25 protein-coding genes are annotated in these 24,628 nt (G+C 68.9%); 14 read left to right on the plus strand and 11 right to left on the minus strand.

The window, feature by feature from the left end; translation table 11 throughout:
- The first annotated feature begins 6 nt into the window (after window positions 1–6).
- From K0H49_RS04690 to K0H49_RS04705, 4 genes are all read left to right on the plus strand, one after another.
- Entirely contained in the window at window positions 7–783 is a 777-nt protein-coding gene (locus K0H49_RS04690) for a DeoR/GlpR family DNA-binding transcription regulator (protein WP_219209963.1), read from the plus strand.
- A 19-nt stretch (window positions 784–802) separates the two neighbouring features.
- On the plus strand, window positions 803–2,209 hold the full coding sequence (locus tag K0H49_RS04695) for an ethanolamine ammonia-lyase subunit EutB (RefSeq protein WP_219209964.1): 1,407 nt from the start codon (window positions 803–805) through the stop codon (window positions 2,207–2,209).
- On the plus strand, window positions 2,206–2,991 hold the full coding sequence (gene eutC / locus K0H49_RS04700; RefSeq protein ID WP_219209965.1) for an ethanolamine ammonia-lyase subunit EutC: 786 nt from the start codon (window positions 2,206–2,208) through the stop codon (window positions 2,989–2,991). The genes K0H49_RS04695 and eutC overlap by 4 nt, the downstream gene beginning before the upstream one ends.
- 101 nt (window positions 2,992–3,092) lie before the next feature.
- The gene (locus K0H49_RS04705; RefSeq protein ID WP_219209966.1) at window positions 3,093–3,968 is read left to right on the plus strand and encodes a hypothetical protein; all 876 of its coding nucleotides are present in this window, start codon (window positions 3,093–3,095) and stop codon (window positions 3,966–3,968) included.
- A 24-nt stretch (window positions 3,969–3,992) separates the two neighbouring features.
- On the opposite strand, the gene K0H49_RS04710 is transcribed toward K0H49_RS04705, so the two are convergent.
- Together K0H49_RS04710 and K0H49_RS04715 are read right to left on the minus strand one after the other, a co-directional pair.
- On the minus strand, window positions 3,993–4,784 hold the full coding sequence (locus K0H49_RS04710) for a DUF3047 domain-containing protein (protein WP_219209967.1): 792 nt from the start codon (window positions 4,782–4,784) through the stop codon (window positions 3,993–3,995).
- A 193-nt stretch (window positions 4,785–4,977) separates the two neighbouring features.
- On the minus strand, window positions 4,978–5,658 hold the full coding sequence (locus K0H49_RS04715) for a S24 family peptidase (RefSeq protein WP_219209968.1): 681 nt from the start codon (window positions 5,656–5,658) through the stop codon (window positions 4,978–4,980).
- A 321-nt stretch (window positions 5,659–5,979) separates the two neighbouring features.
- Between K0H49_RS04715 and K0H49_RS04720 the strand changes: the two genes are divergently transcribed.
- From K0H49_RS04720 to K0H49_RS04750, 7 genes are all read left to right on the plus strand, one after another.
- Window positions 5,980–7,311, plus strand: coding sequence for an LLM class flavin-dependent oxidoreductase (locus K0H49_RS04720; RefSeq protein ID WP_219209969.1), 1,332 nt, complete (start codon window positions 5,980–5,982; stop codon window positions 7,309–7,311).
- A 134-nt stretch (window positions 7,312–7,445) separates the two neighbouring features.
- The gene (locus K0H49_RS04725; RefSeq protein ID WP_219209970.1) at window positions 7,446–8,417 is read left to right on the plus strand and encodes an ABC transporter substrate-binding protein; all 972 of its coding nucleotides are present in this window, start codon (window positions 7,446–7,448) and stop codon (window positions 8,415–8,417) included.
- On the plus strand, window positions 8,405–9,217 hold the full coding sequence (locus K0H49_RS04730; protein ID WP_219209971.1) for an ABC transporter ATP-binding protein: 813 nt from the start codon (window positions 8,405–8,407) through the stop codon (window positions 9,215–9,217). The genes K0H49_RS04725 and K0H49_RS04730 overlap by 13 nt, the downstream gene beginning before the upstream one ends.
- Entirely contained in the window at window positions 9,214–10,047 is an 834-nt protein-coding gene (locus K0H49_RS04735) for an ABC transporter permease (RefSeq protein WP_219209972.1), read from the plus strand. Before K0H49_RS04730 ends, K0H49_RS04735 begins: the two co-directional genes overlap by 4 nt.
- On the plus strand, window positions 10,034–10,807 hold the full coding sequence (locus K0H49_RS04740) for an ABC transporter permease (protein ID WP_219209973.1): 774 nt from the start codon (window positions 10,034–10,036) through the stop codon (window positions 10,805–10,807). Before K0H49_RS04735 ends, K0H49_RS04740 begins: the two co-directional genes overlap by 14 nt.
- A 45-nt stretch (window positions 10,808–10,852) precedes the next feature.
- Window positions 10,853–11,887 (plus strand): Ldh family oxidoreductase, encoded by a 1,035-nt coding sequence (locus K0H49_RS04745; RefSeq protein ID WP_219209974.1) that lies wholly within the window; start codon window positions 10,853–10,855, stop codon window positions 11,885–11,887.
- 8 nt (window positions 11,888–11,895) lie between these two features.
- Window positions 11,896–12,327 carry an OsmC family protein gene (locus K0H49_RS04750; RefSeq protein ID WP_219209975.1) on the plus strand — a complete coding sequence of 144 codons (432 nt, stop codon included), beginning with the start codon at window positions 11,896–11,898 and terminating at the stop codon, window positions 12,325–12,327.
- A 90-nt stretch (window positions 12,328–12,417) separates the two neighbouring features.
- Here the strand turns inward: K0H49_RS04750 and K0H49_RS04755 are convergent, their stop codons facing one another.
- The 8 genes from K0H49_RS04755 to K0H49_RS04790 all read right to left on the minus strand — a co-directional run bounded on the left by K0H49_RS04755 (window position 12,418) and on the right by K0H49_RS04790 (window position 20,647).
- Window positions 12,418–12,873, minus strand: coding sequence for a YchJ family protein (locus tag K0H49_RS04755; protein ID WP_219209976.1), 456 nt, complete (start codon window positions 12,871–12,873; stop codon window positions 12,418–12,420).
- Window positions 12,874–12,920: 47 nt separating this feature from the next.
- Entirely contained in the window at window positions 12,921–13,916 is a 996-nt protein-coding gene (locus K0H49_RS04760; RefSeq protein WP_219209977.1) for a Bug family tripartite tricarboxylate transporter substrate binding protein, read from the minus strand.
- Complete coding sequence (locus tag K0H49_RS04765) at window positions 13,913–15,043, minus strand: acyl-CoA dehydrogenase family protein (RefSeq protein ID WP_219209978.1); 1,131 nt, start codon at window positions 15,041–15,043, stop codon at window positions 13,913–13,915. The genes K0H49_RS04760 and K0H49_RS04765 overlap by 4 nt, the downstream gene beginning before the upstream one ends.
- 38 nt (window positions 15,044–15,081) lie before the next feature.
- Window positions 15,082–16,350: a glutamate carboxypeptidase gene (locus K0H49_RS04770; RefSeq protein ID WP_219209979.1), complete on the minus strand. Its 1,269-nt coding sequence runs from the start codon at window positions 16,348–16,350 to the stop codon at window positions 15,082–15,084.
- 5 nt (window positions 16,351–16,355) lie between these two features.
- A complete protein-coding gene (locus K0H49_RS04775; protein WP_219209980.1) occupies window positions 16,356–17,540 on the minus strand; it encodes an acetyl-CoA C-acyltransferase in 1,185 nt (394 codons plus the stop codon).
- A 31-nt stretch (window positions 17,541–17,571) separates the two neighbouring features.
- Window positions 17,572–19,392, minus strand: a complete 1,821-nt coding sequence (gene aceK, locus K0H49_RS04780) for a bifunctional isocitrate dehydrogenase kinase/phosphatase (protein ID WP_219209981.1) — start codon at window positions 19,390–19,392, stop codon at window positions 17,572–17,574.
- Window positions 19,373–20,158, minus strand: coding sequence for a carbonate dehydratase (can, locus tag K0H49_RS04785; RefSeq protein WP_257624586.1), 786 nt, complete (start codon window positions 20,156–20,158; stop codon window positions 19,373–19,375). Before can ends, aceK begins: the two co-directional genes overlap by 20 nt.
- A 66-nt stretch (window positions 20,159–20,224) precedes the next feature.
- On the minus strand, window positions 20,225–20,647 hold the full coding sequence (locus tag K0H49_RS04790) for a MerR family transcriptional regulator (RefSeq protein ID WP_219209982.1): 423 nt from the start codon (window positions 20,645–20,647) through the stop codon (window positions 20,225–20,227).
- A gap of 120 nt (window positions 20,648–20,767) precedes the next feature.
- On the opposite strand from K0H49_RS04790, the gene K0H49_RS04795 reads away from it, so the two are divergent.
- Genes K0H49_RS04795 through K0H49_RS04805 form a run of 3 tightly spaced genes read left to right on the plus strand, consistent with a single transcriptional unit; the run spans window position 20,768 to window position 24,045 of the window.
- Complete coding sequence (locus K0H49_RS04795; protein WP_219209983.1) at window positions 20,768–21,841, plus strand: MBL fold metallo-hydrolase; 1,074 nt, start codon at window positions 20,768–20,770, stop codon at window positions 21,839–21,841.
- Between the two features lie 47 nt (window positions 21,842–21,888).
- Window positions 21,889–23,217 (plus strand): leucine-rich repeat-containing protein kinase family protein, encoded by a 1,329-nt coding sequence (locus tag K0H49_RS04800; RefSeq protein WP_219209984.1) that lies wholly within the window; start codon window positions 21,889–21,891, stop codon window positions 23,215–23,217.
- Between the two features lie 57 nt (window positions 23,218–23,274).
- Window positions 23,275–24,045 (plus strand): SDR family oxidoreductase, encoded by a 771-nt coding sequence (locus tag K0H49_RS04805; RefSeq protein WP_219209985.1) that lies wholly within the window; start codon window positions 23,275–23,277, stop codon window positions 24,043–24,045.
- Here the strand turns inward: K0H49_RS04805 and K0H49_RS04810 are convergent.
- Window positions 24,042–24,611, minus strand: a complete 570-nt coding sequence (locus K0H49_RS04810) for a DUF4124 domain-containing protein (RefSeq protein WP_219209986.1) — start codon at window positions 24,609–24,611, stop codon at window positions 24,042–24,044. The genes K0H49_RS04805 and K0H49_RS04810 overlap by 4 nt on opposite strands.
- Window positions 24,612–24,628: the final 17 nt, after the last annotated feature.

Genomic DNA, 24,628 nt, shown 5'->3' on the forward strand with positions numbered 1-24,628 from the left:
TCCACCATGCTTCAAGAAGAACGATTCCTGCGCATCCGCAACCTGCTGGCCACCTTCTCGCGCGTGAGCGTCGAGCGCATCGTGCAGGACCTCTCGGTCTCGCGCGAGACCGTGCGGCGCGACCTGCTCGAACTCGAAGGCACGGGCGAGCTGCGCCGCGTGCACGGCGGCGCCGTCGCCACCGGCCCCGAACCCGAGGCGCCGCTGGCCGTGCGGCTGGTGGCGCGCCAGAAGGAGAAGCGCGCCATCGCCAAGGCCGCGGTCGGCCTGCTGCGCCCGGGCCAGACGCTGTTCCTCGACGCCGGCAGCACCACCGCGATCCTGGCCGAGGAAATCGCCATGCTCAGCGGCATGACGGTGATCACCAACTCGCTGAACATCGCGCTCAAGCTGGCCGGTGCCGACGAGGGCCGCAGCTCGCACAACGTGGTGCGCCTGCTGGGCGGCGGCATCGACGTGGGCACGCAGGCCACGCACGGCGACGGCACGCTGGAGGACATCCGCCGCTTCCGGGTCGACGTGGCGCTGATGTCGCCCGTGGGCCTGCACGCCAAGCACGGCGCGATGAGCTTCGCGCACCACGAGGCCGCGGTGGCGCGCGCCATGGCCGAGCAGGCGCAGCAACTGGTGATCCTGGCCGACCACAGCAAGATCGGCGTGGCCAGCCGCGTGACCTACGCGCGCTGCGCCGACATCGACGTCATCGTGACCGACGCCAAGGCGCGCGGCGTGGCGGCGCTGGCCGGCCTGCGCAAGGCCTGCGAGCGCGTCATCGTCGCCTGAGCCCCCACGGACCCGCGCCATGCCCTACCGCCACACCCTCGGCACCGCCACCTGGGCCTTCTCCGACCTGCGCACGCTGATGGCCAAGGCCACGCCGGCGCGCTCGGGTGACGTGCTGGCGGGGCTGGCGGCGGCGAATGCGGTGGAGCGCATGGCCGCGCGCATGTGCCTGGCCGAGGTGCCGCTGCGGCGCTTCCTCGAGGAGCTGCTGGTGCCCTACGAAAGCGACGAGGTCACGCGGCTGATCGTCGACACGCACGACGCCGCGGCCTTCGCGCCGATCGCGCACCTCACGGTCGGCGACTTCCGCGACTGGCTGCTGTCCGAGGCGGCCGACAGCGCGATGCTGGCGCGCGTGGCGCCCGGCATCACGCCCGAGATGGCGGCCGCGGTGAGCAAGCTGATGCGCCAGCAGGACCTGATCCTGGTGGCGCGCAAGTGCCGCGTGGTCACACGCTTTCGCAACACCCTCGGCCTGCCCGGCCACCTGGCGGTGCGGCTGCAGCCCAACCACCCGACCGACGACCTGCGCGGCATCGCGGCCTCGATGGTCGACGGCCTGCTCTACGGTGCGGGCGACGCGGTGATCGGCATCAACCCCGCGACCGACAGCCTGCCCGCGCTCACGCGGCTGGTGCACATGCTCGACGAGCTGATCGCCAAGCTGGGCATCCCCACGCAGTCCTGCGTGCTCACGCACGTGACCAACACCGTGCAGATGATCGAACAGGGCGCGCCGGTCGACCTGGTGTTCCAGTCGGTGGCCGGCACCCAGAAGGCCAACACCAGCTTCGGCATCGACCTGGCGCTGCTGCGCGAGGCGCACGACGCCGCGCTGTCGCTGCGGCGCGGCCCGCTGGGCGACAACGTGATGTATTTCGAGACCGGCCAGGGCAGCGCGCTGTCGGCCGATGCGCACCACGGCGTCGACCAGCAGACCTGCGAGGCGCGTGCCTATGCGGTGGCGCGCGCCTTCCGGCCGCTGCTGGTGAACACCGTCGTCGGCTTCATCGGGCCCGAGTACCTGTACGACGGCAAGCAGATCGTCCGCGCCGGCTTGGAGGACCACTTCTGCGGCAAGCTCATGGGCCTGCCGCTGGGCTGCGACGTCTGCTACACCAACCATGCCGAGGCCGACTCCGACGACATGGACGCGCTGATGACGCTGCTGGGCACGGCCGGCCTGACCTTCCTCATGGGCGTGCCGGGCGCCGACGACATCATGCTCAACTACCAGAGCACCTCCTTCCACGACGCGCTCTACCTGCGCGAGCTGCTGGGCCTGAAACGCGCCCCCGAGTTCGAGGCCTGGCTGCAGGCGATGCAGCTGAGCGATGCGAGTGGCCGCATGCTGCCGCTGACGGCGCAGCACCCGGCGCTGCAGCAGATGCGCCAGCTGCGCATCGGCGACGGAGGCACGCCATGACCGACGCCGATCCCTGGGACGACCTGCGCGCCTACACCGCGGCCCGGCTGGCTTTGGGCCGCAGCGGCGCCAGCATGCCCACGGGCGAGCTGTTGCGCTTCGGCTTCGCCCATGCGCAGGCGCGCGACGCGGTGCATGCGGCCCTCGACGTCGACGCACTCGCGCAGGCGCTGGCCGACGACGGCCTGGCCAGCGTGCCCGTCCACAGCGCCGCGCCCGATCGCGCGGCCTACCTGCTGCGGCCCGACCTGGGACGGCGCCTGGACGATGCGAGCGTGCAGGCGCTGCGCATGGCTGCGGGCCCGAGCCCGGTGGCCGGCTGCGACCTGCTGCTGGTGGTGGGCGACGGCCTGTCCTCGCTGGCGGTCGAGCGCAATGCCCGCCCGCTGATCGCCGCGCTGCGCACGCACGCGCCCGCCGACTGGCGCCTCGGCCCGGTGGTGATCGCGCAGCAGGCGCGCGTGGCACTGGCCGACGAGGCCGGCGCGCTGCTCGGCGCGCAACTGGTGGCGATGCTGATCGGCGAGCGCCCCGGCCTGAGTTCGCCCGACAGCCTGGGCCTGTACCTGACCTGGCAGCCCGCGGTCGGCCGCCACGACGCCGAGCGCAACTGCATCTCGAACATCCGGCCCGAGGGCCTGGACCCCGAAACCGCCGCCCGCCGCTTCTGGTGGCTGGCCCGCGAAGCCAAGCGCCTGCAGCTCACCGGCGTGCAGCTCAAGGACCGCAGCGACCACGCCGTGATCGCGGCCCCGCCCGCCTCGCCTTCGCTGCCCGACTGATTCACCGTTGTTCCCCCCGCCTGCGCAGGAATCCGCCTGCGCAGGGCCTCGCCTCGTCGGTGGCCACCAGCCGCCGCGTCCTTAAAAATGGAGTTTTCCCAATGATCCGCACCCTCCGGCCCCTGGCCCTCGCCGTCGTCTTCGGTTCGTTCCTCACGGCCTGCAGTGCCCCCGGCCCGTCGGCGCCCGCCATCGACAACAGCGCCATCGGCCAACCCGAATTCCGCGCCCACACCGCCACCTACGGCGTGGTCTACAAGCTGCCCAAGGAAGTGAACGACGTGCTCGACGCCCGCGTGTACCCGGTGCTGCGCCAGGACCTGGTGCGCCTGGGCCTGCAGGCCGAAGCGCAGAACTTCAACATCCCGCACGTGACGGTGGTGCACATCCACAGTGCCGACCCGGGCACGCCGCTGAAGATGCTCAAGGCGCTGCCCAAGCCGCCCGCACCGATCGCGCTGACGCTCAAGACCTTCTACACGACCGAGGCCGCCAAGGACGCGGGCCGCCCCTGGTGGCTGGACCTGGGCATCGTCAAGACCGGCCCCGGCTTCGAGGCGCTGATGGCCTACAACACCGTGACCACCGCCGCCATGGCCCCGCTGCGCGACGGCCCGCTGCCGCGCGTGACCGGCCCGGTCTACGCCAAGATGGGCGAGGCCGGCCGCGAGCTGGTGAAGACCGTGGGCGTGAGCGGCGTCAACGTGGTCAAGGACGGCAAGGAACTGCGCTCGCATAACCCGCACAACACGCTGGTCTACAGCATGGCGCCCTTCACGCCCGCGGTGCAGGCGGCGATGAACCAGGAAGCGGCCAAGTTCAACGCCGCGCTGCCCGACGGCATCGCCACCACCTTCCGCGACGTGTCGATCGTCGAGCTGGCCTTCGCCGGCAACGTGACGCGCGAGATCTACCGCATCAGCCTGGTCGACGGCACGGTGACCGAGGTGGCCACGGGCAAGACCATCGCCCGCTAGGGCCGGTGAACAGGCCCTAAGGGCTCAGGGGCCGTGCACCGTCTGCATCGACGGTCCGGCCTGCATGCCGCGCAGGTCGAGGTCGGCGAAGTAGGCCAGGCCGTGGCCGCCGGTGTTGTCGGCATCGGCCGAGACCGCCACGCCCACCACGTCGGGCTGCAGCCCGCCGGCCTCCGCGCCGAAGGCCCGCTGGTAGTCGGCCAGCAGGTTGCGCCGCTCGCTGCGCCAGGCGCCCGGCTCGGCCGGGCCGGACTCCAGCACCAGCATCCGGATGCGCTGGGTGAAGGCATTGACCAGCGCGGTGTTGCGCGCCTCCTTCTCGTCCCACACGTAGCACAGCGTTTCGCTCGGCACGTCTTCGCCGGTCGCGCTGCGGGCCAGCGCGAGCCGCGCCCGCTCGCCGAAGGACAGCCGGTCGGTCGGCAGCGCAAAGAACACGCAGAGCTTGGCGGCGCCGTCGTCGCCCGCGCGGGTGCGCAGGTCGGCGCCCTCGACGAAGCGATCGACCCGCCAGCGCCAGGCCAGCGTGGCGCCGGCGTCGAGCGTGACGTGCACCGGATGCACCAGATTGCCGTAGGCATTGTCGGTTTCGACCTGCAGCACCGTCCGGCCGTCCTGGCGCATCACCTCGAAACGCGTGGCGTTCTTGTGGGGCAGCGTGCTGAAACGCCAGGGCGCGGGCGCCACCCCGGTCGACGTGACCACGAAAGGCGTGAGGATCGGCGCCGGGGCGCCCTGTGCCTGCGCGGTGGGCAGAACAGCAAGACACCACAGCAGCGCCAGGGCCGCCATGCAGGAACGACGTAACGGGGTCATCGGGAGCGCCTTCCGCCAGGGGGTTGCCGAACAGCTGGCAGTGTGCCGTGTTCGGCGCCCGGGCAGGTGACGCGGCAACGAACCGTTGCGTTCGCGCGCCGTGGACGATCGAGGGCTCGCGCACCAGCACGCCTCTGGAATCACGCGCGATTTGCCGGCGTCTTCCGCCCTACGGCGCAAGCCCTCGGTTTGCTCAGCGCAGCACCGCACCTCGCCAGACCACCAGGCCCAGCACGGTCAGCTGATCGGCATCGACGGTCGTTTCGTTGTAGTCGGGGTTGTCGGCCAGCACACGCACCTGGCCGCCGATGTGTACCTGGAGCCGGCGCAGCAGCAGGTTGCGCGTGTGGTCGGTGATGAGATGGATCCGACCATCGGTGATTTGATTCTGGCGCGTGTCGATGAGGATGATGTCGCCCGAACTCAACGTGGGGCGCATGGCGTCGCCCGGCATCTTCATCGCGGCGAGGTGCTCGCTGTCCAGGTCCTGGTCGCGCAGCCATTCGCTGCAGAACGCCTGGGCGCGAAAGATCGTCGGCATCGCGTCACCGAAGACGCCCGGCTCCTTGCCGGCCAGGCGATAGAGGGGCAGCGTGGTCATCGTCTTGGGCAGATCCGTCGGCGCCCACGGCTGCGCCCGGCCGGTTCCCCGGATCAGCCATTCCAGCGACACATCGGCCGCATCAGCGAGCGCCATCAACACACGGCGCGACGGTTCGCTGCCCGCCAGGTAGCGCGTGAGGGCGCTGTTCGACACCCCTACCCGACGTGCCAGGGTGCTCGCATTGCCGACCTTCGCAATGATCTGGCGCAGCCGCGTGGCGAACGCGTGGTCGAGCGACGGCACATCGATGTCATGGGGGAGTGCGCTCATTGGATTTCCATTTACGAAAAATAATTCTGAAATCGAAAAATATGCTTATGAGAACGTTTTATTAATGCAAACAATCCGGTTTGCAATCGAACTTCTACAATCAAACCCGTCGGCGCAAGCAGGAATTTTTTACAAATCGAAAATATCGCCAGCGCCTCCTGATTGTTACTCAAAGTCGCATGCGCTGGCTGGCACTGCGCCCTTTCAGAAGTCGGCAATTCAAGATTGCCTGATGGCTTTATTTGAAATATCCATATCGTTATTTGATAAACAGATATGAATGAATTGACCGGCAAGCTCTTCAACCGTCGTTAGGTCCAAATGAAATCGCAGCGTTCGCGTCAAATCAAGCTCGCCGCTTACGTGATGGCGGGGCCGGTCTCCGGTCACCATGGCGGCTGGCGCTATCCCAGCGCCCGGACGGACATTCTTTCGCTGGATTACTACCAGGAAATCGGACGCCAGCTCGAAGCCGGTCTCTTCGACATGCTGTTCATTCCCGATATCCTGGCGGTCCCGCACAAGTTCAGGAACAGCGCGGCAAGCCAGCTGATCCATGGTGCCCTGGGCGCGTTGCGGCTCGACCCGGTCGTGGTGCTCACCGCCGTGGCCACGGCAACCAAGCGGCTGGGCCTGGCCAGCACGATCTCCACTTCCTACATCGAGCCCTTCCAACTGGCTCGCTCCTTGGCCACGCTCGATCACCTGAGTGCGGGACGGGCCGCGTGGAACATCGTGACCTCGTTCCAGCCGGCCGAAGCGGCCAACTTCGGCCAGGCAGGCCTGCCCGACAAGAACCAGCGCTACGACCGCGCAGACGAGTTCCTGTCGGTGGCGTGCAAGCTGTGGGAGAGCTGGCAGCAGGACGCCGTGGTGCTCGACAAGACGACGCCCCTGTTCGCGGACCCTGCCAAGGTCCGGGCCATCTCGCACAAGGGCGAATGGTTCGATGTCGAAGGTCCACTCAACGTCAGCCGGCCGCCGCAGGGACGGCCGGTGTTCATCCAGGCAGGGGCTTCGGATCGCGGCAAGGACTTCGCGGCCAAATGGGCGGAAGTCATCTTCGTCACGCACTCGTCGATCACCTCGGCGCAAGCCTTCTATCGCGACATCAAGGAGCGCGTGGCGCGGCACGGACGCAATCCCGACGACGTCCATGTCCTGTTGGGGGTCGTGCCGGTCGTCGGCGAGACCCTTGCCATCGCGCAGGAGAAGCAGGCGCTCCTGGACCGACTGACCAGCCCGGAGGCGGGACTGTCGACGCTGTCCTACCACCTGGACATCGACCTCTCGGAGTTCCCGCTCGACGAGGTCCTGCCCGCCATCGCACCGCCCGGCGTTCAGGGCCACTACAAGGAAGTCGCCGAGTTGAGCCAGAAGCAGGGCCTGTCGCTGTCGGAAATCGGTACGCGCTATGCCATCGGGCCGCTGCGGGACTTCAACGGCACCGGCGCGGAAGTCGCGCGCACGCTCAAGCGCTGGTTCGACGAGCGCGCGTGCGATGGCTTCATGGTCCAGATGCCTTACCTGCCGGGGGGCATCGAGGACTTCACACGGCTTGTCGTGCCCGAGTTGCAGACCCTCGGCGTGTTCCGCTCCGCCTACGAGGGTCCGACCCTCCGCGATCAACTGGGCCTGTCCCTGCCTGACTGAGTTCGGCCGCGCCGAACGTCCAACATCTGAATCACTCCACCATGCATCCCCTGCTCCATCCGACAGAACGTAGCACCACGACTTCCCGCCGCCGGTTCCTCCAGGCTTCCGCCCTCCTGGGAGGCGCCGTGCTGATGCCTTCGATCGTGAAGGCGTCCTCCGTGCCGGTCATCCGCTACGCGTCGGCCGGGGTGGTCGGCCCCGGGGAGATCGAAACGGTGATCTTCAGCGACTACTTCAAGGCCAACGTGCTCAAGCGCCATGGCAAGGACTACACCCTCGAGGCGACCACCGCGAAGGGAACGCCGGGCGTGGCCACGCTGCTGGCCGCCGATCAGGTAGACATCGGCACGCTGGCCTTCACGACGCTGGCCACGCTGGTCCAGACCGGTGGCGTCACCGGCGGCGTGAGCGCGATCGCGGCCATTCATCAGGACGGCGTCAAGGGCTATGCGTCGAATCCCTTCGTCGTGCTGGAAGACAGCGCCATCAGGACGGTCGCGGACTTCAAGGGAAAGACGGTGGCGGTCAACGCCTTCAACGGCAGCGTCGACATCATCCTGCGGCTGGCGCTGGAGAAGGCCGGCCTCGATCCGAAGCGCGATGTGCGGGTCGTCGAGATGCCCTTCGGCAACATCGGCCCGGCGCTGCGGCAAAAGCGCATCGACGTCGGCGTGCTGGCGATGCCTTTCCAGGTGCAGGAAAAGAAAAAGGGCGGCATCCGTTTCGTCTTCGATGCGGTGGGTGTCGTGCCCCCCTATCCCGTGCTCTTCCAGGCCGCCCGCAACACCTTCCTCAAGGCCCAAGGCCCGGCCGTCAAGGCATGGCTTGCGGACTTTGTCGAGGCACGCGCGTGGATCTACGATCCCGCGAATCGCAAGACCGTCGTCAAGGTCACGGCCGAGCTCATCAAGAGTCCGGAGGCCGAACTCGACGAGTACTTCCTGAAGCCGGCGGATTTCTACCGCGACATCAACGCGTGCATCTCGGTCGCGGACGTGCAGGCGCCGGTCGATGCGATGCACAAGCTCGGCCTGTTGCCCAACGCGGTTTCGCTGGCCCACAGCGTGGACTCCTCGTTCCTGCCCGCGGCATGCAAGCTTTGAGCGCTTCGCAGGACGCGGGGATCTCCCTGCGCGAAGTCAGCAAGACATTCGGCGACGGCAGCCAGAACGTCACCGCGCTGCACCAGGCCACACTGGAGGTCAAGCGGGGCAGGTTCGCAAGCCTGGTGGGACCGTCCGGCTGCGGCAAGAGCACCCTGCTCTACATCCTCGGGGGCTTCGAGTCCCCCAGTTCGGGCGTGGTCGAGGCGCTGGGCCGATCGGTCACCGGCCCGGGCATCGATCGCGGGGTGGTCTTTCAGGAATACGCGCTGTTCCCCTGGCTCACGGTGAGCCAGAACATTGCCTACGGCCTCCAATCCAAGGGCGCCTCCAAAGAGGAAGTGCGCGACACCGTCCACCGCTACCTCCAGCTCATGCATCTCGAGGGCTTCGGTGCGCGGTATCCCCGTGAGCTCTCGGGCGGAATGCGCCAGCGGGTCGCACTGGCGCGGACCTTCGCCTACGAACCCGACATCCTGCTGCTCGACGAACCCTTCGGCGCGCTCGACTCGCAGACCCGTGAACTCATGCAGGACGAACTGCTCCGCATGTGGCAATCCTCCGGGATGACGGTGCTCATGGTCACGCATGACCTGCACGAAGCGGCCTACCTGTCCGACGACATCTATGTGATGTCCAAGCGTCCAGGTCGCATCGTGGCGCACTACACGAGCACCATCGACCACGCACTCGAACGCGAGCAGATCATGCTGTCGCCTCAGTTCACCGAGCTGCACAACCAGGTCTGGCTGTCGGTGCGCGAGCAGGTCAAGGCTTCACTGTCCGAGGTCCAGGCTTGAGCGGCACCGACTTCTCCCTGTCGCGGCCCTCACCGGCGCCCTCGCCAGCCTTCTCGCCGTCCTCCGCGTGGAAGCGGCGGGCCTGCGGCCTGCTCACCCTCGCCGCCGCGCTGGCGTTGTGGCAGGGCGCGACGCAATGGGGCGGGGTCGATCCGGCGTTCATGCCCTCGCTCGCGGCCGTGTTGAAGGCTTTCGCAGACCTGCTGAGGGGAGGCGAACTGGCCGCCAACCTGGGCGCCACGCTGCGATCGGGCGCACTGGGCCTTGGCATGGGTCTCGTCATCGGCGTTCCCGTGGGTCTCTGGATGGCCACGAGCCGCGGGGCCGAGCGCTTTTTCAACCCGCTGCTCAAGGCGACCTACGCCCTGCCCAAGACCACCCTCATTCCTTTGTTGGTGCTGTGGTTCGGCGTCGGCACGGCGACCAATGTGGTGATCGTCGCGGTGACGTCCCTGCTGCCCATCGTGCTCTACACCTACCGCGGCGCATGCGAGGTGCCCACGGTCTTGCGGTGGAGCGCGCAGTCGATGGGCGCGTCGAAATGGACCGTTCTCACGCGCGTGCTGCTCCCCGCGACCGTGCCTGCGATCCTGATCGGCCTGCGCATCGCGCTGGGCTTCGCGTTCCTGGTGGTGATCGCGTGCGAGATGATCGTGTCCAACCAGGGCATCGGCAAGCTGATCTTCCAGTACGGCGACTCCGGAAGCTACGACTACATGTTCGCGTCCTTGATCGTCGTGGTCGCAGTGGCTTACCTCAGCGACGTCGCGCTGGTCGCCTTTTCGGATCGCGCGCTGCGCTGGCAGGAGGTCTCCGATGGCCAGCGCTAGACAGCCGGCCCGCCAGGTCCTGGGTCTGGCGAGTGCCGCAGGGGTTGCCGTCTATCCCTTGGTCCTGCTGGCACTCGCCTGGGAACTCGTGGCCCGGGCGGGCTGGGTCCGCCCGCTGTTCCTGCCCGCATTGAGCGACGTGCTCCAGGCATTGGGCGCCGGCCTCGCAGGCGGGGACCTGCTGCCGGCATTGGGGGTCAGCCTGTACCGCGCCGTGCTCGGCATCGGCATCGCGCTGGTGGTCGGCGTACCTCTGGGCTACATGCTGGCGCGATTCAAGTGGTTGCGCTGGGCGTTCGAGCCCGTCACCGCGCTCGGTTTTCCGATGCCGAAGATCGCGCTGATCCCCGTTGTCACGCTCTGGTTCGGAATCGAGGATGCGTCGAAGATCGTTCTGGTTTTCGTGACCTGCGTCTTTCCCTTCCTTCTTTCAGCCAAGGCGGCCGCCGAACAGATTCCGACCAAGATGCTGTGGGCCGCACGTTCGATGGGGACGTCGCCGCTCGCGCTGATCCCGCGCGTGGTGATGCCTGCGACGCTGCCCTCCATCCTCACCGGCCTGCGCATCGCCTTTCCGATCGGCCTGATCACCGTCTTCACGGCCGAGATGGTCACGGGCGGCGGACTGGGCGAGGTCATCGTGCTCGCGCAGCGGTACTTCCAGACATCCAAGGTCTATGCCTGCGTGCTGCTGACCGTGGCCGTCGGCTACGCGGCGGACTCGCTCATCGCGAACGCACAGCATCGCTGGGGCCGCTAGATGTCGAGCCCCCACACCACCGCTGCGCGATGGACGCTGGCGGACATGACGGCGTGGATCGCTGCGCTGCTCGCTCAGGCGGAGCTTCCCGCGGAGGCGGCCCAACGGGGTGCCCGGCAGCTGCTGCTGGCGGACGCTTTCGGCATCGACACGCACGGGCTGGCGCGCTGGCCCACCTACTGGGACCAGCTGCGTCGAAAGGTGCTCAGACCCGAGGCCACGATCAACGCCCATTGGAAGGCCGGCGTGTTCCACATCGAGACGAACAGGGGCTTCGGCCCCTGGGCCGGAGAGCAGGCCGTGATGCTGGCGCAAGCACAGCTGAACGCGCAGCGCCGGTTCGTGCCTTTTCTCATCCACGATGCAGGTCATCTGGGCGCGCTCGCCACCCACGTCTATCGCGCGGCGCAAACGGGCAGCGTGGCCCTGCTGATGCAGTCGACCCAGCCGGTGATGGCCGGCATCGGTTCGAGCGGGCCGGCCATCGGGAACAATCCGATCGCATTTGCCGCGCCACGACCGGGCACCGCTCCGCTGTTGATCGATTTCGCCGCCAGCCAGGTCGCGTTCAGCCACGTCCTCGATGCGCACCGCGAAAACCGCCCGATTCCCGATCACTGGGCCATCGATTCCTCGGGCCGACCCACGACCGATCCGAGCGCCGCGCTCCAAGGTGCCATGCAGCCGATGGCGGGCCACAAGGGCCTGGCGCTGGCGATGATCGTGCAGGTCCTCGCAGGCGTCCTGACCAACGCCGCCCCCGATCTTGCCGAGCCTTCGGCGGCCCCCGGATGCGGTGCCTTCGGCTTTGTGGCCAGCCCCGAGATCGCAGGAGCGGATGTCTACGCCCAGAAGATGCAGGCGTGGATCGACATCTACCAGCAAGCTGGCGGTGCCACGGCCCGGGTGCCCGGTGATCGGGCAGTCCGCAGCCTCACGCAGGCGCTCGACGAGGGGATCCCCATCGCCCCCACCTTGGCCGCCACATTGACACGCATCGGGAGCCTTGCCGGCCTGCCCCTGCCGAGTCCCGTGCGGCAACGGTCGCGCACCGACACCGAACCCCACCCACCGACCTGAAGACAACGATGTCCGCTACCCCACACATCCCTCACGACGCCCACGTCGTCGTGGAATCCAGCGAAACCCATGGACGGTTCACCGCAAGCAATTCCCGCTTCAGTTTCGTGACCGACTCGAAGGCATCCAACGGCGGACCGGGCGTCGCCGTCAACGCCGCCGAGCTGCTGCTGAGCTCGCTGGGATCGTGCGGTCTGGCCCTCGTCTACAAAAGGGCTGAAGAGAGGGCCGTCTCGGTTCCACTCGCCAAGGTCAAGGCCTACGCGAAGCGCTCCGAAGACGATGGAACCCGGTACGACTTCATCAGCCTCTCTTTTGAAATCGACGGCGTTGCGCGCGACGTGGCCCAGGATCTGGTCGACAGCTTCACATCGAACTGCCCCATCTTCAACACACTCCAGCGCGGCGGCTCCAACATCACGGCGCAACTGATAGACTGATGGCGCAGCGCACGCGGCATCCTCCAGGTTGTTCAGTGGAGGAAAATTCGACCGCTCCGTGAAGCGAGCGATCGATGATCGGGTCGGCCGCTAGCGCGGCTCGCCGTCCACGTAGTACCAGCGCTGGCGCTCGGCCTGCTCGCCCACGGCAGGCTCGACCTCGCGCACGAAGCGGCTGCGCTCGTGCAGCCGCGTGGCGACGCCGCTGGCATCGCGCTGGCGGGCGACGAACTCGACCTCGGCATGGTCGGCATCGAGCACCGAGCGCGAACGCACGTCCAGGCCCAGCCACTTCACGCCGGCCTCGAACTCGACCGTGGCCGGCCGCGTCGTCGGATGCCAGGTCGCCAGCAGGTACTCGGCGCGCTGCAGCACGAAGGCCGCATAGCGCGAGCGCATCAGCGACTCGGCGTCGGGCGCGGGCGTCTGGTCGAAGTCGTCGAGATAACGGCCGCAGCACAGCGAAAAGGCGAAGGGCTTGTCGCGGCGGTCGGTGCGACCACAGGGACAAGGTCCGGCGGGGGGAATGATCGGGCTGCTGCTCATGACGGGCTCCATTGGAACACCATCCGCCGCCGCCTCGACGAAGGCGTTCACCATCGCGCCTGCCCGACGCGCCAGCGCGCGGCCTCGTCGTCTTCGATGCGCAGGAATTCGGCCTGCGTCTGCCCGCCCGGGATGGCGCTGTGCTGCAGCAGTTCGCGTCGCACGTCGGGCAGCGCCAGGGCCCGCGCGCCGGCCTGCTGCAGCGGCGCCGTGAGGCCCTCGGGCGTGCCGGGCGGCGCGAACAGCGAGTAGTAGCTGTAGGCCTCGAAGCGCGCCAGCGAGCGGTCGGCCTGCTGCAGCGTCACCGGGCCGCTCGCCATGCCCAGCGTGCGCGGCGTGGGCTGCGGATCGTCGGCACCGCAGGCGATGCCGAGCACGCGAAAGGCGCCGTCGCGCACGCTGTCGATGGCCGCGCTCAGTTCGGCGAACAGCAGGTCGACCCGCCCGCCGGCCACACCCAGCGCATCGGGCGTGAGCCCGTTCGCCGGCAGCCGCGTGAGGTAGGTGCGGGTCATGCTCTTGAACAGCTCGGTCGCCATGTGGTCGATGGTCCCGTCGACGCCGGTGGCGATGGTGAGCTGGCCGGGATGGGCGCGCAGGTAGCGCAGCAGGTCCGCGGTGTTGCGGATGCGCAGCGCGTCGGCGCGTGCCGGGTTCATCAGCAGCACCATCGGATCGCGCGCCACCAGCGTCACCGGCACCAGGCTCTCCATGAGCCGGTTCTCGGCGTCGGGTGGCGCGACGGGCGTGCCCCGGCGCGGCAGTCGCACGCCCGCGAGCAGCAGCGTGCGGGCGTCGGGCGTGCCCTGGGCGAAGGCCCGGATCTCGGCCGTGACGTCGCCCTGGCGGTAGTCGACCGCCACCGGTTCGGTCCCCACGCGGCGCAGCGCGGCGGCGAAGGTCTCGGCCAGGTAGGTGGTGCGCCCGCCCCGCGGGAAGGGCACGACGATGCGCAGCGGGCCGGCGTCAGCCGCGTTCTGTGCATGCGCCCACGGTGCCACGGCCAACGCCGCGCCCGTGGCCAGCAGATGGCGCCGTTTCACGCCAGCGCGCGCTGGATCAGCAGCTTCTGGATGTCCGAGGTGCCTTCGTAGATCTGGCAGACCCGCACGTCGCGGTAGATGCGTTCCAGCGGGAAGTCGTTGACGTAGCCGTAGCCGCCCAGCGTCTGGATCGCGGCGCTGCAGACCTTCTCGGCCATCTCGCTGGCGAACAGCTTGGCCATGGCCGCTTCCTTGAGGCAGGGCCGGCCCGCGTCGCGCAGCGCGGCCGCATGCCAGATCAGCTGGCGCGCGGCCTCGAGCTGGGTCGCGCATTCGGCCAGGCGGAAGCCCACGGCCTGCTGCTCGAAGATGCTGCCGCCGAAGGCCTGGCGTTCCTTGGCATAGGCCAGCGCCACGTCGAAGGCGCTGCGCGCCATGCCCACGCTCTGCGCCGCGATGCCGATGCGGCCGCCCTCGAGCGCGCCCAGCGCGATCTTGTAGCCCTCGCCCTCGGCGCCGATCAGGTTCTCGCGCGGGATGCGGCAACCGTCGAAGTTGATCAGCGCGGTGTCGCTGCTGTGCTGGCCCAGCTTCTCTTCCAGCCGCGCCACGCTGTAGCCCGGTGCATCGGTGGGCACGATGAAGGCGCTCATGCCGCGCTTGCCCGCGGCCTTGTCGGTGACCGCGATCACGATCGCGACCTGGCCGTTCTTGCCGCTGGTGATGAACTGCTTGACGCCGTCGATCACGTAGGCGTCGCCGTCCTTGCGCGCCGTGGTGCGCAGGCTCGAGGCATCGCTGCCGGCCTGCGGCTCGGTCAGGCAGAAGGCGCCGAGCATCTGGCCCTGCGCCAGCGGCCAGAGCCACTGCTTCTTCTGCTGGGCGTTGCCGTAGCGCATGAGGATCGCATTGACCGGGCAGTTGGTCACGCTGATCGCGGTGCTGGTGCCGCCGTCGCCGGCCGCGATCTCTTCGAGCACCAGCGCCAGCGTGAGGTAGTCGAGGCCGGCGCCGCCGTCTTCCTCGGGCACGCAGATGCCGTAGGCGCCCAGCGCCGCCAGGCCCTGGTGCACTTCCTTGGGGAAGTGGTGTTCGCGGTCCCAGCGCGGGGCGTGCGGCCAGATCTCGGTCTGGCAGAAGTCCCGAACCGCGTCGCGGATCGCTTCCTGGTCGGTGGTGAGCAGCATGCAGGTCTCCTTCGTTTCTCTTGGTTTCTTCTCGGGCCTTACTTGCCCTGGCCCAGGTCCATGATCAGCCGCGCCGTCATGTAGAGCCGGCGCGGGATGGCGTCGACCAGCACGTACTCGGCCTTGTCGCTGTGGTAGCCGAAGCCCGGCAGGCCCAGGCCCTCGATCACCGGCTTGCCCGACAGGCCCGCATAGGCCGCGTCGGTGCCGCCGCCGCTGCGCTCGTCGACCTCGAGCTGGCCACCGGCCTCGCGGTAGAAGGCGCTGGCCTTGTCGATCAGCTTGCGGCCTTCGGTGCCGGCGTTGAAGGCCGGCCGGCCGCGCGTGACGGTGATCTTGACCTCGGCGCCGGGCAGCTTGCGCGCCTGGGCGCGTTCTTCCAGCACCTTGAGCGCGGCCTCGAGGTCCTCGTTGCGCGCGTAGCGCACGTCGGCATTGAGCGTGGCGCTGTCGGGGATGATGTTCGACACGGTGCCGGCCTTGGCCACGGTCCAGTTGAAGCGCAGGCCGCGCGCCTTGTCGTCGATGTCCTGGGTGCGCAGCACCAGATCGGAGGCCTCGACCAGCGCGTTGATGCCCAGCTCGGGCGCGGCGCCCGCATGCGAGGCCTTGCCCTTGATGTCGGCCTGCACGTAGGCGATGCCCGAGGTACCGAGGTAGAAGCTCTCGCGCTCGGCATTGGTGGGCTCGAAGGACAGCACGTAGTCGGCCGCGCGGGCCTCACTCTGGATCAGGTCGCGCGAGCCGAACGATCCCTTTTCCTCGTCGACGTTGAACAGCACCGTCAGGCTGCCGAAGTCGCGGAAGCCGTAGGTGGTGAGCACCTTGAGCGCATGCAGGATCACCGCGCTGCCGCCCTTGTCGTCGGCGATGCCCGGCCCGTAGGCCTTGTTGCCCTCGATGCGGAAGGGCGCGCGCGCCAGCATGCCGCGCGGGTAGACGGTGTCCATGTGCGAGATCAGCAGCAGGTGCCTGCCTGCCCGGCCGTCGAGCCGGCCGCGCAGCTTGCCGACGATGTTGTCGCCCACCGCGGGCGCCACCGCCTTGTGGCGCGTGACCGTGAAGCCCAGCGCCTTGAGCTCGTCCTCCAGCAGCTTGCCTGCGGCCGCGATGCCCTCGGCGTCGCCGGTGCCGCTCTCGATGTTGACCAGCCGCTCCAGCGTCTTCACGACCGCCGGTTGCTCGGCGGTGGCCGCATCGAACAGCACGTTGTCGCGTTTCTGGGCCCAGGCCGACGGCACGAGTGCCGCCATGCAGAGCGCCAGCAGGGTCAGGCGCAGGCCGGTGCGTGGCGTGTGAAGCGTCATCGCGCTCACAGCAGTTCCAGCGCCACGGCCGTGCCCTCGCCGCCGCCGATGCACAGCGTCGCCACGCCGCGCTTGAGGCCGCGCGACTGCAGCGCGTGGATCAGCGTGACCATGATGCGTGCGCCGCTTGCGCCGATCGGGTGGCCCAGCGCGCAGGCGCCGCCGTGCACGTTGACGATGTCGTGCGACACGCCCAGCTCCTTCATCAGCGCCATCGGCACCACGGCGAAGGCCTCGTTGACCTCCCAAAGGTCGACGTCCTTGACGCTCCAGCCGATCTTCTTGAACAGCTTGGCGACGGCGCCCACCGGCGCGGTCGAGAACCACTCGGGCTGCTGCGCGTGCGTGGCGTGGCCGACGATGCGGGCGATGGGCTTGGCGCCCAGCTTCTGCGCCTGCGAGGCGGTGGTCATGACCAGCGCGGCCGCGCCGTCGTTGATCGACGAGCTCGAGGCCGCGGTGATGGTGCCGCCGTCCTTCTTGAAGGCGGGCTTGAGCGTGGGGATCTTGTCGAGCTTGACCTTGCCCGGGCCTTCGTCGATGGAGATCACGGTCTCGCCGCCGCGGCCCTTGACCGTCACGGGCGTGATCTCGGTCTTGAACAGGCCGTCGACAGTGGCCTGCTTGGCGCGCTCGACGCTGGCGGTGGCGAAGGCGTCCTGCTGCTCGCGCGTGAAGTTGTACTTGGCGGCGCAGTCTTCGCCGAAGGTGCCCATCGAGCGGCCCGGCTGGTAGGCGTCTTCCAGGCCGTCGAGCATCATGTGGTCGAAGATCCGGTCGTGGCCCATGCGGTAGCCGCCACGGCCCTTGAGCATCAGGTAGGGCGCATTGGTCATGCTCTCCATGCCGCCCGCGACCATGACGTCGTGCGTGCCGGCCAGCAGCATGTCGTGCGACAGCATCGCGGCCTTCATGGCCGAGCCGCACATCTTGCTGAGCGTGACGGCGCCCGCGGCGTCGGGCAGGCCGCCCTTGTAGGCCGCCTGGCGCGCCGGCGCCTGGCCCTGCCCTGCCATCAGGCAGTTGCCGAACAGCACCTCGCCGACCACGGCCGGGTCGATGCCCGCGCGCTCGACGGCCGCCTTGATCGCGGCGCCGCCCAGGTCATGGGCCGAGAGGGAAGAGAAGTCGCCCTGGAACGCGCCCATGGGGGTGCGTGCGGCGCCGACGATGACGATGGATTCGGACATGAGGGTCTCCTTGGAAAATTGAAAGTGCGGATCAGAAAGGGATGGCGCGCGCGGCGTGCGCAAAGCGCTGCGCCGCGTCGTAGGGAAACACGTCGAGCATCTGGCCGGCGCGGATGCGCTGCTGGTGCTGCTGCCAGAACGCGGCCTCGAGCAGGTCGGCATGGTGCGCCATGAAGGCTTCGCGCACCGCGTCGTTGCCCAGCAGGAAGGGGGCGAAGGTCTCGGGGAACACGTCCTTGGGCCCGACCGCGTACCAGACCTCGTCGCTCATCTCGTCTTCCTCGTTGCGCGGCTCGGGCACGCGGCGGAAGTTGCAGTCGGTCAGGTACTCGATCTCGTCGTAGTCGTAGAACACGACCTTGCCGTTGCGCGTGACGCCGAAGTTCTTCCAGAGCATGTCGCCGGGGAAGATGTTGGCCGCCACCATGTCCTTGATCGCGTTGCCGTACTCGACCACCGCGTGCACCAGCTGCTCCTTCGCGCGCCTGGCCTGGGCCTCGTTCTCGGGGTGCGCGAGCAGGTCGAAGGTCTCCTGCAGGTAGAGGTTGAGCGGGATCATCCGGCGCTCGATGTAGACGTGCTTGAGCACGATCTCCAGCTCGCCGTTGCCGTCGCGGTCGCCGATCTCGAGCTGGCTGGGCGCGAAGCGGCGGATCTCCTCGACCAGCGCGGGCTCGAAGCGGTCGAGCGGAAAGCCCACGTCGCTGTACTCCAGCGTGTCGGCCATGCGGCCCACGCGGTCGTGCTGCTTGACCAGCTGGTACTTGGCCTTGACCTGCTCGCGCGTGGTGTCCTTGGGTTCCGGGAAGAAGTCCTTGATGAGCTTGAACACGTAGGGGAAGGACGGCAGGTCGAACACCAGCATCACCATGCCCTTGATGCCGGGCGCGATGCGGAAGCGGTCGCTGCTGAAGTTCAGGTGCGAGAGGAAGTCGCGGTAGAACAGCGTCTTGCCCTGCTTGGCCAGGCCCAGCGCGTTGTAGATCTCGGCGCGCGGCTTGCGCGGCATCAGCGAGCGCAGGAACTGCACCCAGGCCGAGGGCACCTCCATGTCGACCATGAAGTAGGCACGCGCGAAGCTGAACAGCATCTGCAGCTCGTCCTCGCCGAACAGCACCGCATCGACATGGAAGCGGCCCTGGTCGTCGTGCAGGATCGGCAGCGCGAAGGGCAGCTCGACATAGCCGTTGATGACCTTGCCCACCACGTAGGCGCCCTTGTTCCGGAAGAACAGGCCGGACAGCACCTGCAGCTGGAAGTTGGCGCGCAGCTTGACCTGGTGGAAACGCCCTCGCACCGCAGCCGCGACGCGCTCGGCATCGCGCGTGCGATCGGCGAAGCGACCCTGCAGCGCGAAGTCCTCGAGCATGCGCTCGACGGTCTGGGCCAGCGTGTCGTGGGCCGGGTAGTAGGGGCGGTAGGTCGGCGCGCCGCGCGGCTCGATGTACTCGGTGCTGATCGCCGGGCGCACGAAGATGAAGTCGTTCTGGAAGTACGCGCGGTGCAGGATCTTGGTGGTCACCGAGTTGAAGAAGCTCTCGGCCAGCTCGGGCTGGTGGTGGTCGACCAGGAGCCCGATGCAGTGCAGCTTGACCTGGTGCCACACGGCCATCGGCTGCTCGCCGGCCTTGAACTCCTTCTCGAGCCGGGCCACGGCCTCGCCCACGCGCAGGTCGTAGAACTCGATGCGCTCGCGCTGGGCCCGCTGCTGGCCGTGCCAGTCGGCGGTCTCGAAGCGATGCTTGGCACGCGCCGATTCACCGCGGAACAGGCGGTAGTGCCGGTTGAAGCCGTCGATCAGCGCCTTGGCGATGTCGTAGGCCAGCGGCGAATCAAGCCGTTGGGGGAACATGGTCGGTCGCGCCGTCCAGGTCCGTGCTCGGTGTGGGGGCGCGTGTCGGCTCTTCGGCCTTCGGACGCGGCGAGATGGTCAGCGCCTGGCCGGGCTTGCTCCACTTGTAGCGGATGCGCTGCACCGCGGCCTTGTAGATCGCGTCCAGCGGCTTGCTGCCGTTGACGCTGAGTTCCAGGTCCTGCAGCAGGCCGTCGTGCACGCCGAAGCTCCAGCCGTGGATGCGCACCTTCTGGCCGCGGCTCCAGGCGTCGACCATCACGGTGCTCACGGCCACGTTGACCACCTGCTCGGCCACGTTGAGTTCGCACAGCGCATCGGCGCGCACTTCCTCGGGCAGGCTCTCGAGCATCACGATGTGGCGGTCGCGCACGTCCTGGATGTGGCGGATCCAGTTGTCGGCCAGGCCGATGCGCTTGCCGCTCAAGGCGGCCTTGACGCCGGCGCAGCCGTAGTGGCCCACCACCATGATGTGCTCGACCTTCAGGTGCTCGACGGCGAACTGGATCGCCGACAGCGCGTTGAGGTCGGAGTGCACCACGATGTTGGCCACGTTGCGGTGCACGAACACTTCGCCGGGCTCGAGGCCGGTGATCTGGTTGGCAGGCACGCGGCTGTCGGAGCAGCCGATCCACATGTAGCGCGGCGTCTGCTGCTTCACCAGGCCGGTGAAGAAGCCGGGGCGGTCGCGCTCCATCTGCGCGGACCAGGCGCGGTTGTGGGCAAACAGGTCGTCGAGGGAGTCGTCGCGGTTGTTTTCAGGCATGGTCGTATTGTCGGTGACGGGTATCTTGGGGTGGCTTCAGGACGTTTTTCGCGGGGCAGGCCAGGGTCATCGCAGCCGCGACTTCGCCGGCCTGGCGGGCTTCTGCGCCCGGGCCAGCGTGTCGCGCGCCTGCTGCTCCTGGTCGCGCACTTCGGCGAGGTTGGCCTGCAGTTCGGCCAGCTGCGCCTCGAGCTGCTCCCGATGCACGCCCAGCACGTCCAGGAACTTCTGCAATTGCACCACCGTGTCGCGCGGGCTGTCGTAGATGTCGAGGATGTCCCTGGCCTCGTCCAGGCTCAGGCCCAGCCGCTTGGCGCGCAGCGTGAGCGCCAGCCGCGTGCGGTCGCGCGCGCTGTACACGCGCTGCAGCCCGCCCGCGCCCGAACGCTCGGGCGCCAGCAGGCCCTTGTCCTCGTAGAAACGGATCGCACGCGTGGTGAGATCGAATTCACGGGCCAGCTCGCTGATGGAATAGGTCGATGAGGACATGGACGCCTGAGGCGAAACAAGAGCGAAAACGCGGGGCATCACGGTGGCGACAGCACATCGGCGCCCCACTGCCTAAAATGAAGGCCCACTACGTGACGTTTACGTAAACGTCAATCTTACATGAACCTCCTCGAACGCGAACTCCACTACCCCCTCGGCGACCGGCTGCCGGCGCCCGGCGAAACGGTCGAGGTCGCACCCGGCGTGCGCTGGATCCGCATGCGCCTGCCCTTCGCGCTCGACCATATCAACCTCTGGCTGATGCGCGACACGCTCGACGGCGTCGAAGGCTGGACCGTGGTGGACTGCTGCATCGCGCGCGAAGAGGCCAAGGCGCAGTGGGAGCAGGTGTTCGACACCCAGCTCGACGGGCTGCCGATCCTGCGCGTGATCGTGACGCACATGCACCCCGACCACGTCGGGCTCGCACAGTGGCTCTGCGAGCGCTGGAAAGTGGCGCTGTGGATGAGCGCCACCGACTACTACGTGGCGCGCAACCTCACCAGCCCCAACGGCATGGACAACGCCGCCGGCGGCGACGTCGCGGCGCGCTTCTTCGCCTCGCACGGCCTGGTCGATGCCGACGCGGTCGAGAAGATCCGCTCGCGCGCCGACTACTACCGCAACATGGTGCCCGGTGTGCCGCCGAGCTATGTGCGGCTGATGGACGGCGGCACCGTCACCATCGGCGGCCAGGCCTGGCGCTGCATCAGCGGCTACGGCCATTCCTTCGAGCACATCGCGCTGTACTGCGAGGCGCTCAATGTGCTGATCGGCGGCGACATGATGCTGCCGCGCATCTCGACCAACGTGAGCGTGCAGGCCGACGAGCCCGAGGCGGACTCGCTGCGCCTGTTCCTCGACAGCATCGCGCGCTTCCGCACGCTGCCGGTCGACGTGCTGGCGCTGCCCTCTCACGGCAAGCCCTTCACCGGCGTGCACCGGCGCGTCGAGCAGCTCGAGGAGCACCACCGCGACCGCCTGGCCGAGCTGCTGGCCGGCTGCAGCGCGCGCGCGCTGAGCGCCGCCGACGGCGTGCCGATCATGTTCAAGCGCGAGCTCGACCTGCACCAGCTGACCTTCGCGATGGGCGAGACCATCGCGCACTTCCACCTGCTGTGGCATGCAGGCCAGTTGCGCCGCACGCTGGGCGCCGACGGCATCTACCGCTTCAGCCTGCCCTCGGCCGCCTGAGGCCACGGCGCCGCGGCGACGCGGCGCCGTGGCATGCTCGGCGCTGCATGAACGACACCCTCTCCCGCCTGCGCGGCGGCCAGCTTCACGGCGCCAGGCGGCTCGCGCTGCGCGAAGGCCTCACGACCTTTCCGCGCGAGATCTTCGCGCTGGCCGACACCCTCGAGATCCTCGACCTCTCGGGCAATGCGCTGGACGCGCTGCCCGAGGACCTGCACCGCCTGCACAGGCTGCGCGTGCTCTTCTGTTCCGACAACCGCTTCACCGTGCTGCCCGAAAGCCTGGGCCGCTGCGCGCAGCTCGAGATGGTCGGCTTCAAGGCCAACCGCATCGCCGAAGTGCCCGCGTCTTCGCTGCCGCCGCGGCTGCGCTGGCTGATCCTGAGCGACAACGCGGTCGAACACCTGCCCGATGCACTCGGCCGGCGCCATCGGCTGCAGAAGCTCATGCTGGCCGGCAACCGGCTGCAGGCGCTGCCGGCCACGCTGGCGGGCTGCGACCGGCTGGAGCTGCTGCGCATCGCGGCCAACCGCTTCGACACCCTGCCCGCGTGGCTGACGCGGCTCCCGCGCCTGAGCTGGCTGGCCTTCGGCGGCAACCCGCTGAATGCAGCGCGTGAAGCCGCGGTGCTGGCCGCGCCGCCGCTGCCGGCCATCGACTGGCAGGCGCTGGCCGTGCACGAGGTCGTGGGTCAAGGTGCGTCGGGCGTGATCCATCGCGCCACCTGGGCCGATGCGCCGGGCGGCGCACGCCAGGTCGCACTCAAGCTGTTCAAGGGCACGCTCACCAGCGACGGCGCGCCGCAGAGCGAACTGGCCGCGAGCCTGGCGGCTGGCGCGCACCGCCACCGCATCGGCGCCGAAGGGCGGCTCGCGGGCCACCCCGAGGGCACGGAAGGCCTGGTGATGCCTTGGGTCGACGCGCGCTTCGGCACGCTCGCCGGCCCGCCCAGCTTCGACAGCTGCACCCGCGACGTCTATGCCGAAGGCAAGCGCATCGCGCCCGAGGCCGCGCTGCGGCTGGCACGCGGCATCGCCGAGGCCGTGGCCGATCTGCATGCGCGCGGCCTGCTGCACGGCGACCTGTACGGCCACAACATCCTGTGGCGCGCCGACGGCGAGGCGCGGCTGGGCGATCTGGGGGCGGCCTCCTTCCTGGTGGAGGGAACCGCGGCGCTGCAAGGCCTCGAGGCCCGCGCCTTCGGCTGCCTGGCCGAGGAACTGCTTCACCACAGCGATCCGGCGGCCCCGTTGCTCGCGCCCCTGGCCGCGGTGGCCGCGCGCTGCCTGCAGCCCGACGCGGCCGCGCGCCCGGCCTTCGACGAGATCGTGCGCGCCCTGGCTGGCACCTTGGCGACGGCGCCCGCCGCAGGCTGACACTAAGCTGCACCGCCGCCGCTCGACGGCGTGATCGACGTTTTCAGGAGACATCGCATGGACACCAGCCAACTCTTTTCCCTGCAAGGCCGCAGCGCGCTCATCACCGGCGGCTCGCGCGGCATCGGCCGCATGATCGCCGAGGGCTTCCTCGCCCAGGGCGCCCGCGTCTACATCTCGGCCCGCAAGGCCGCGGCCTGCGACCAGACCGCCAAGGAGCTGTCGGCCTTCGGCACCTGCATCTCGCTGCCGGGCGACGTGTCGACCGTGGAAGGCGCGCATGCGCTGGTCGCGGCCTATGCCAAGCACGAGGACTCGCTCGACATCCTGGTCAACAACGCCGGCGCGGCCTGGGGTGCGCCCTATGCGGAGTTCCCGGAGAGCGGCTGGGACAAGGTGGTCGACCTCAACCTCAAGGCGCCCTTCTTCCTGACCCAGGCACTCACGCCCATGCTCAAGAAGGCCGCCACCGACCACCTGGCCAAGGTGATCCACATCGCTTCGATCGACGGCCTGTCGGTGAACCCGCAGGAAACCTATTCCTACGCGGCCAGCAAGGCCGGCTTGGTGCACCTCACGCGCCGCATGGCGCTGCACCTGGCGCCCGAGCGCATCGCCGTGAGCGCGATCGCCCCCGGCGCCTTTGCATCGGACATGAACAAGGACGCGCGCGACCACGGCGACGAGGTCAAGGCCCGCATCCCGGCCGGCCGCATCGGCACGCCCGAGGACATGGCCGGCGCGGCCATCTTCCTGGCCTCGCGCGCCGGCGACTACGTGATGGGCGCGACGCTGGTGGTCGACGGCGGGGTGATGTACACGCGCTAGTTGCAGACCACGGTGGTGCCCACGGGCCGGCAGGTCCGGCCGTCGGGCCGCGTGTAGCGGTCGAGCTTGCCGGCGTTGTCGTAGTGGTTGCCCTGGGTGTCGTTGCAGCCCGAGGGGCCGCAGTTGCGGATGCGCGGGCGCATGTCCTGCGGCCGCTGCGGCCGCGACGGGACCACGGCGGGCGGGTACCAGGCCTCGGCCGCGGCCCGTTCCCTTTCCTTTTCCCGTTCGCGCTCGGCCGCGCGCGATTCATCGCCGCGGCGGTCCAGCACGATCGGCCCGCCCGGCGGCGCCGCGGGCGGCATGGCCGCCTCGACCGTCTCGCGCTGCAGCCGGCTCGCCCGTTCCACGCTGTCGAGCTGCTCCTGCCGGCGCGCGCCCTCGGGCTCGCTGCGGCGCTCGGTGGCCTCGATGCCCTGCACCGTCTCGGCGCGCCGCGTCTCGGCGGGGCAGGCGGAATCGGTATAGCTCACGCGGCCGGCCGCGTCGACACAGCGCATGACCTGCGCGGTGGCCGGCACAGCGAGGCCGATCGACAGAAGGCAGAGCGCGAGAAGACGTTTCATGGCGACCCCATGGAAAG

Origin of the sequence: Variovorax boronicumulans (genome assembly GCF_019352895.1) — a bacterium.
GTDB classification, from domain to species: domain Bacteria; phylum Pseudomonadota; class Gammaproteobacteria; order Burkholderiales; family Burkholderiaceae_C; genus Variovorax; species Variovorax boronicumulans_A.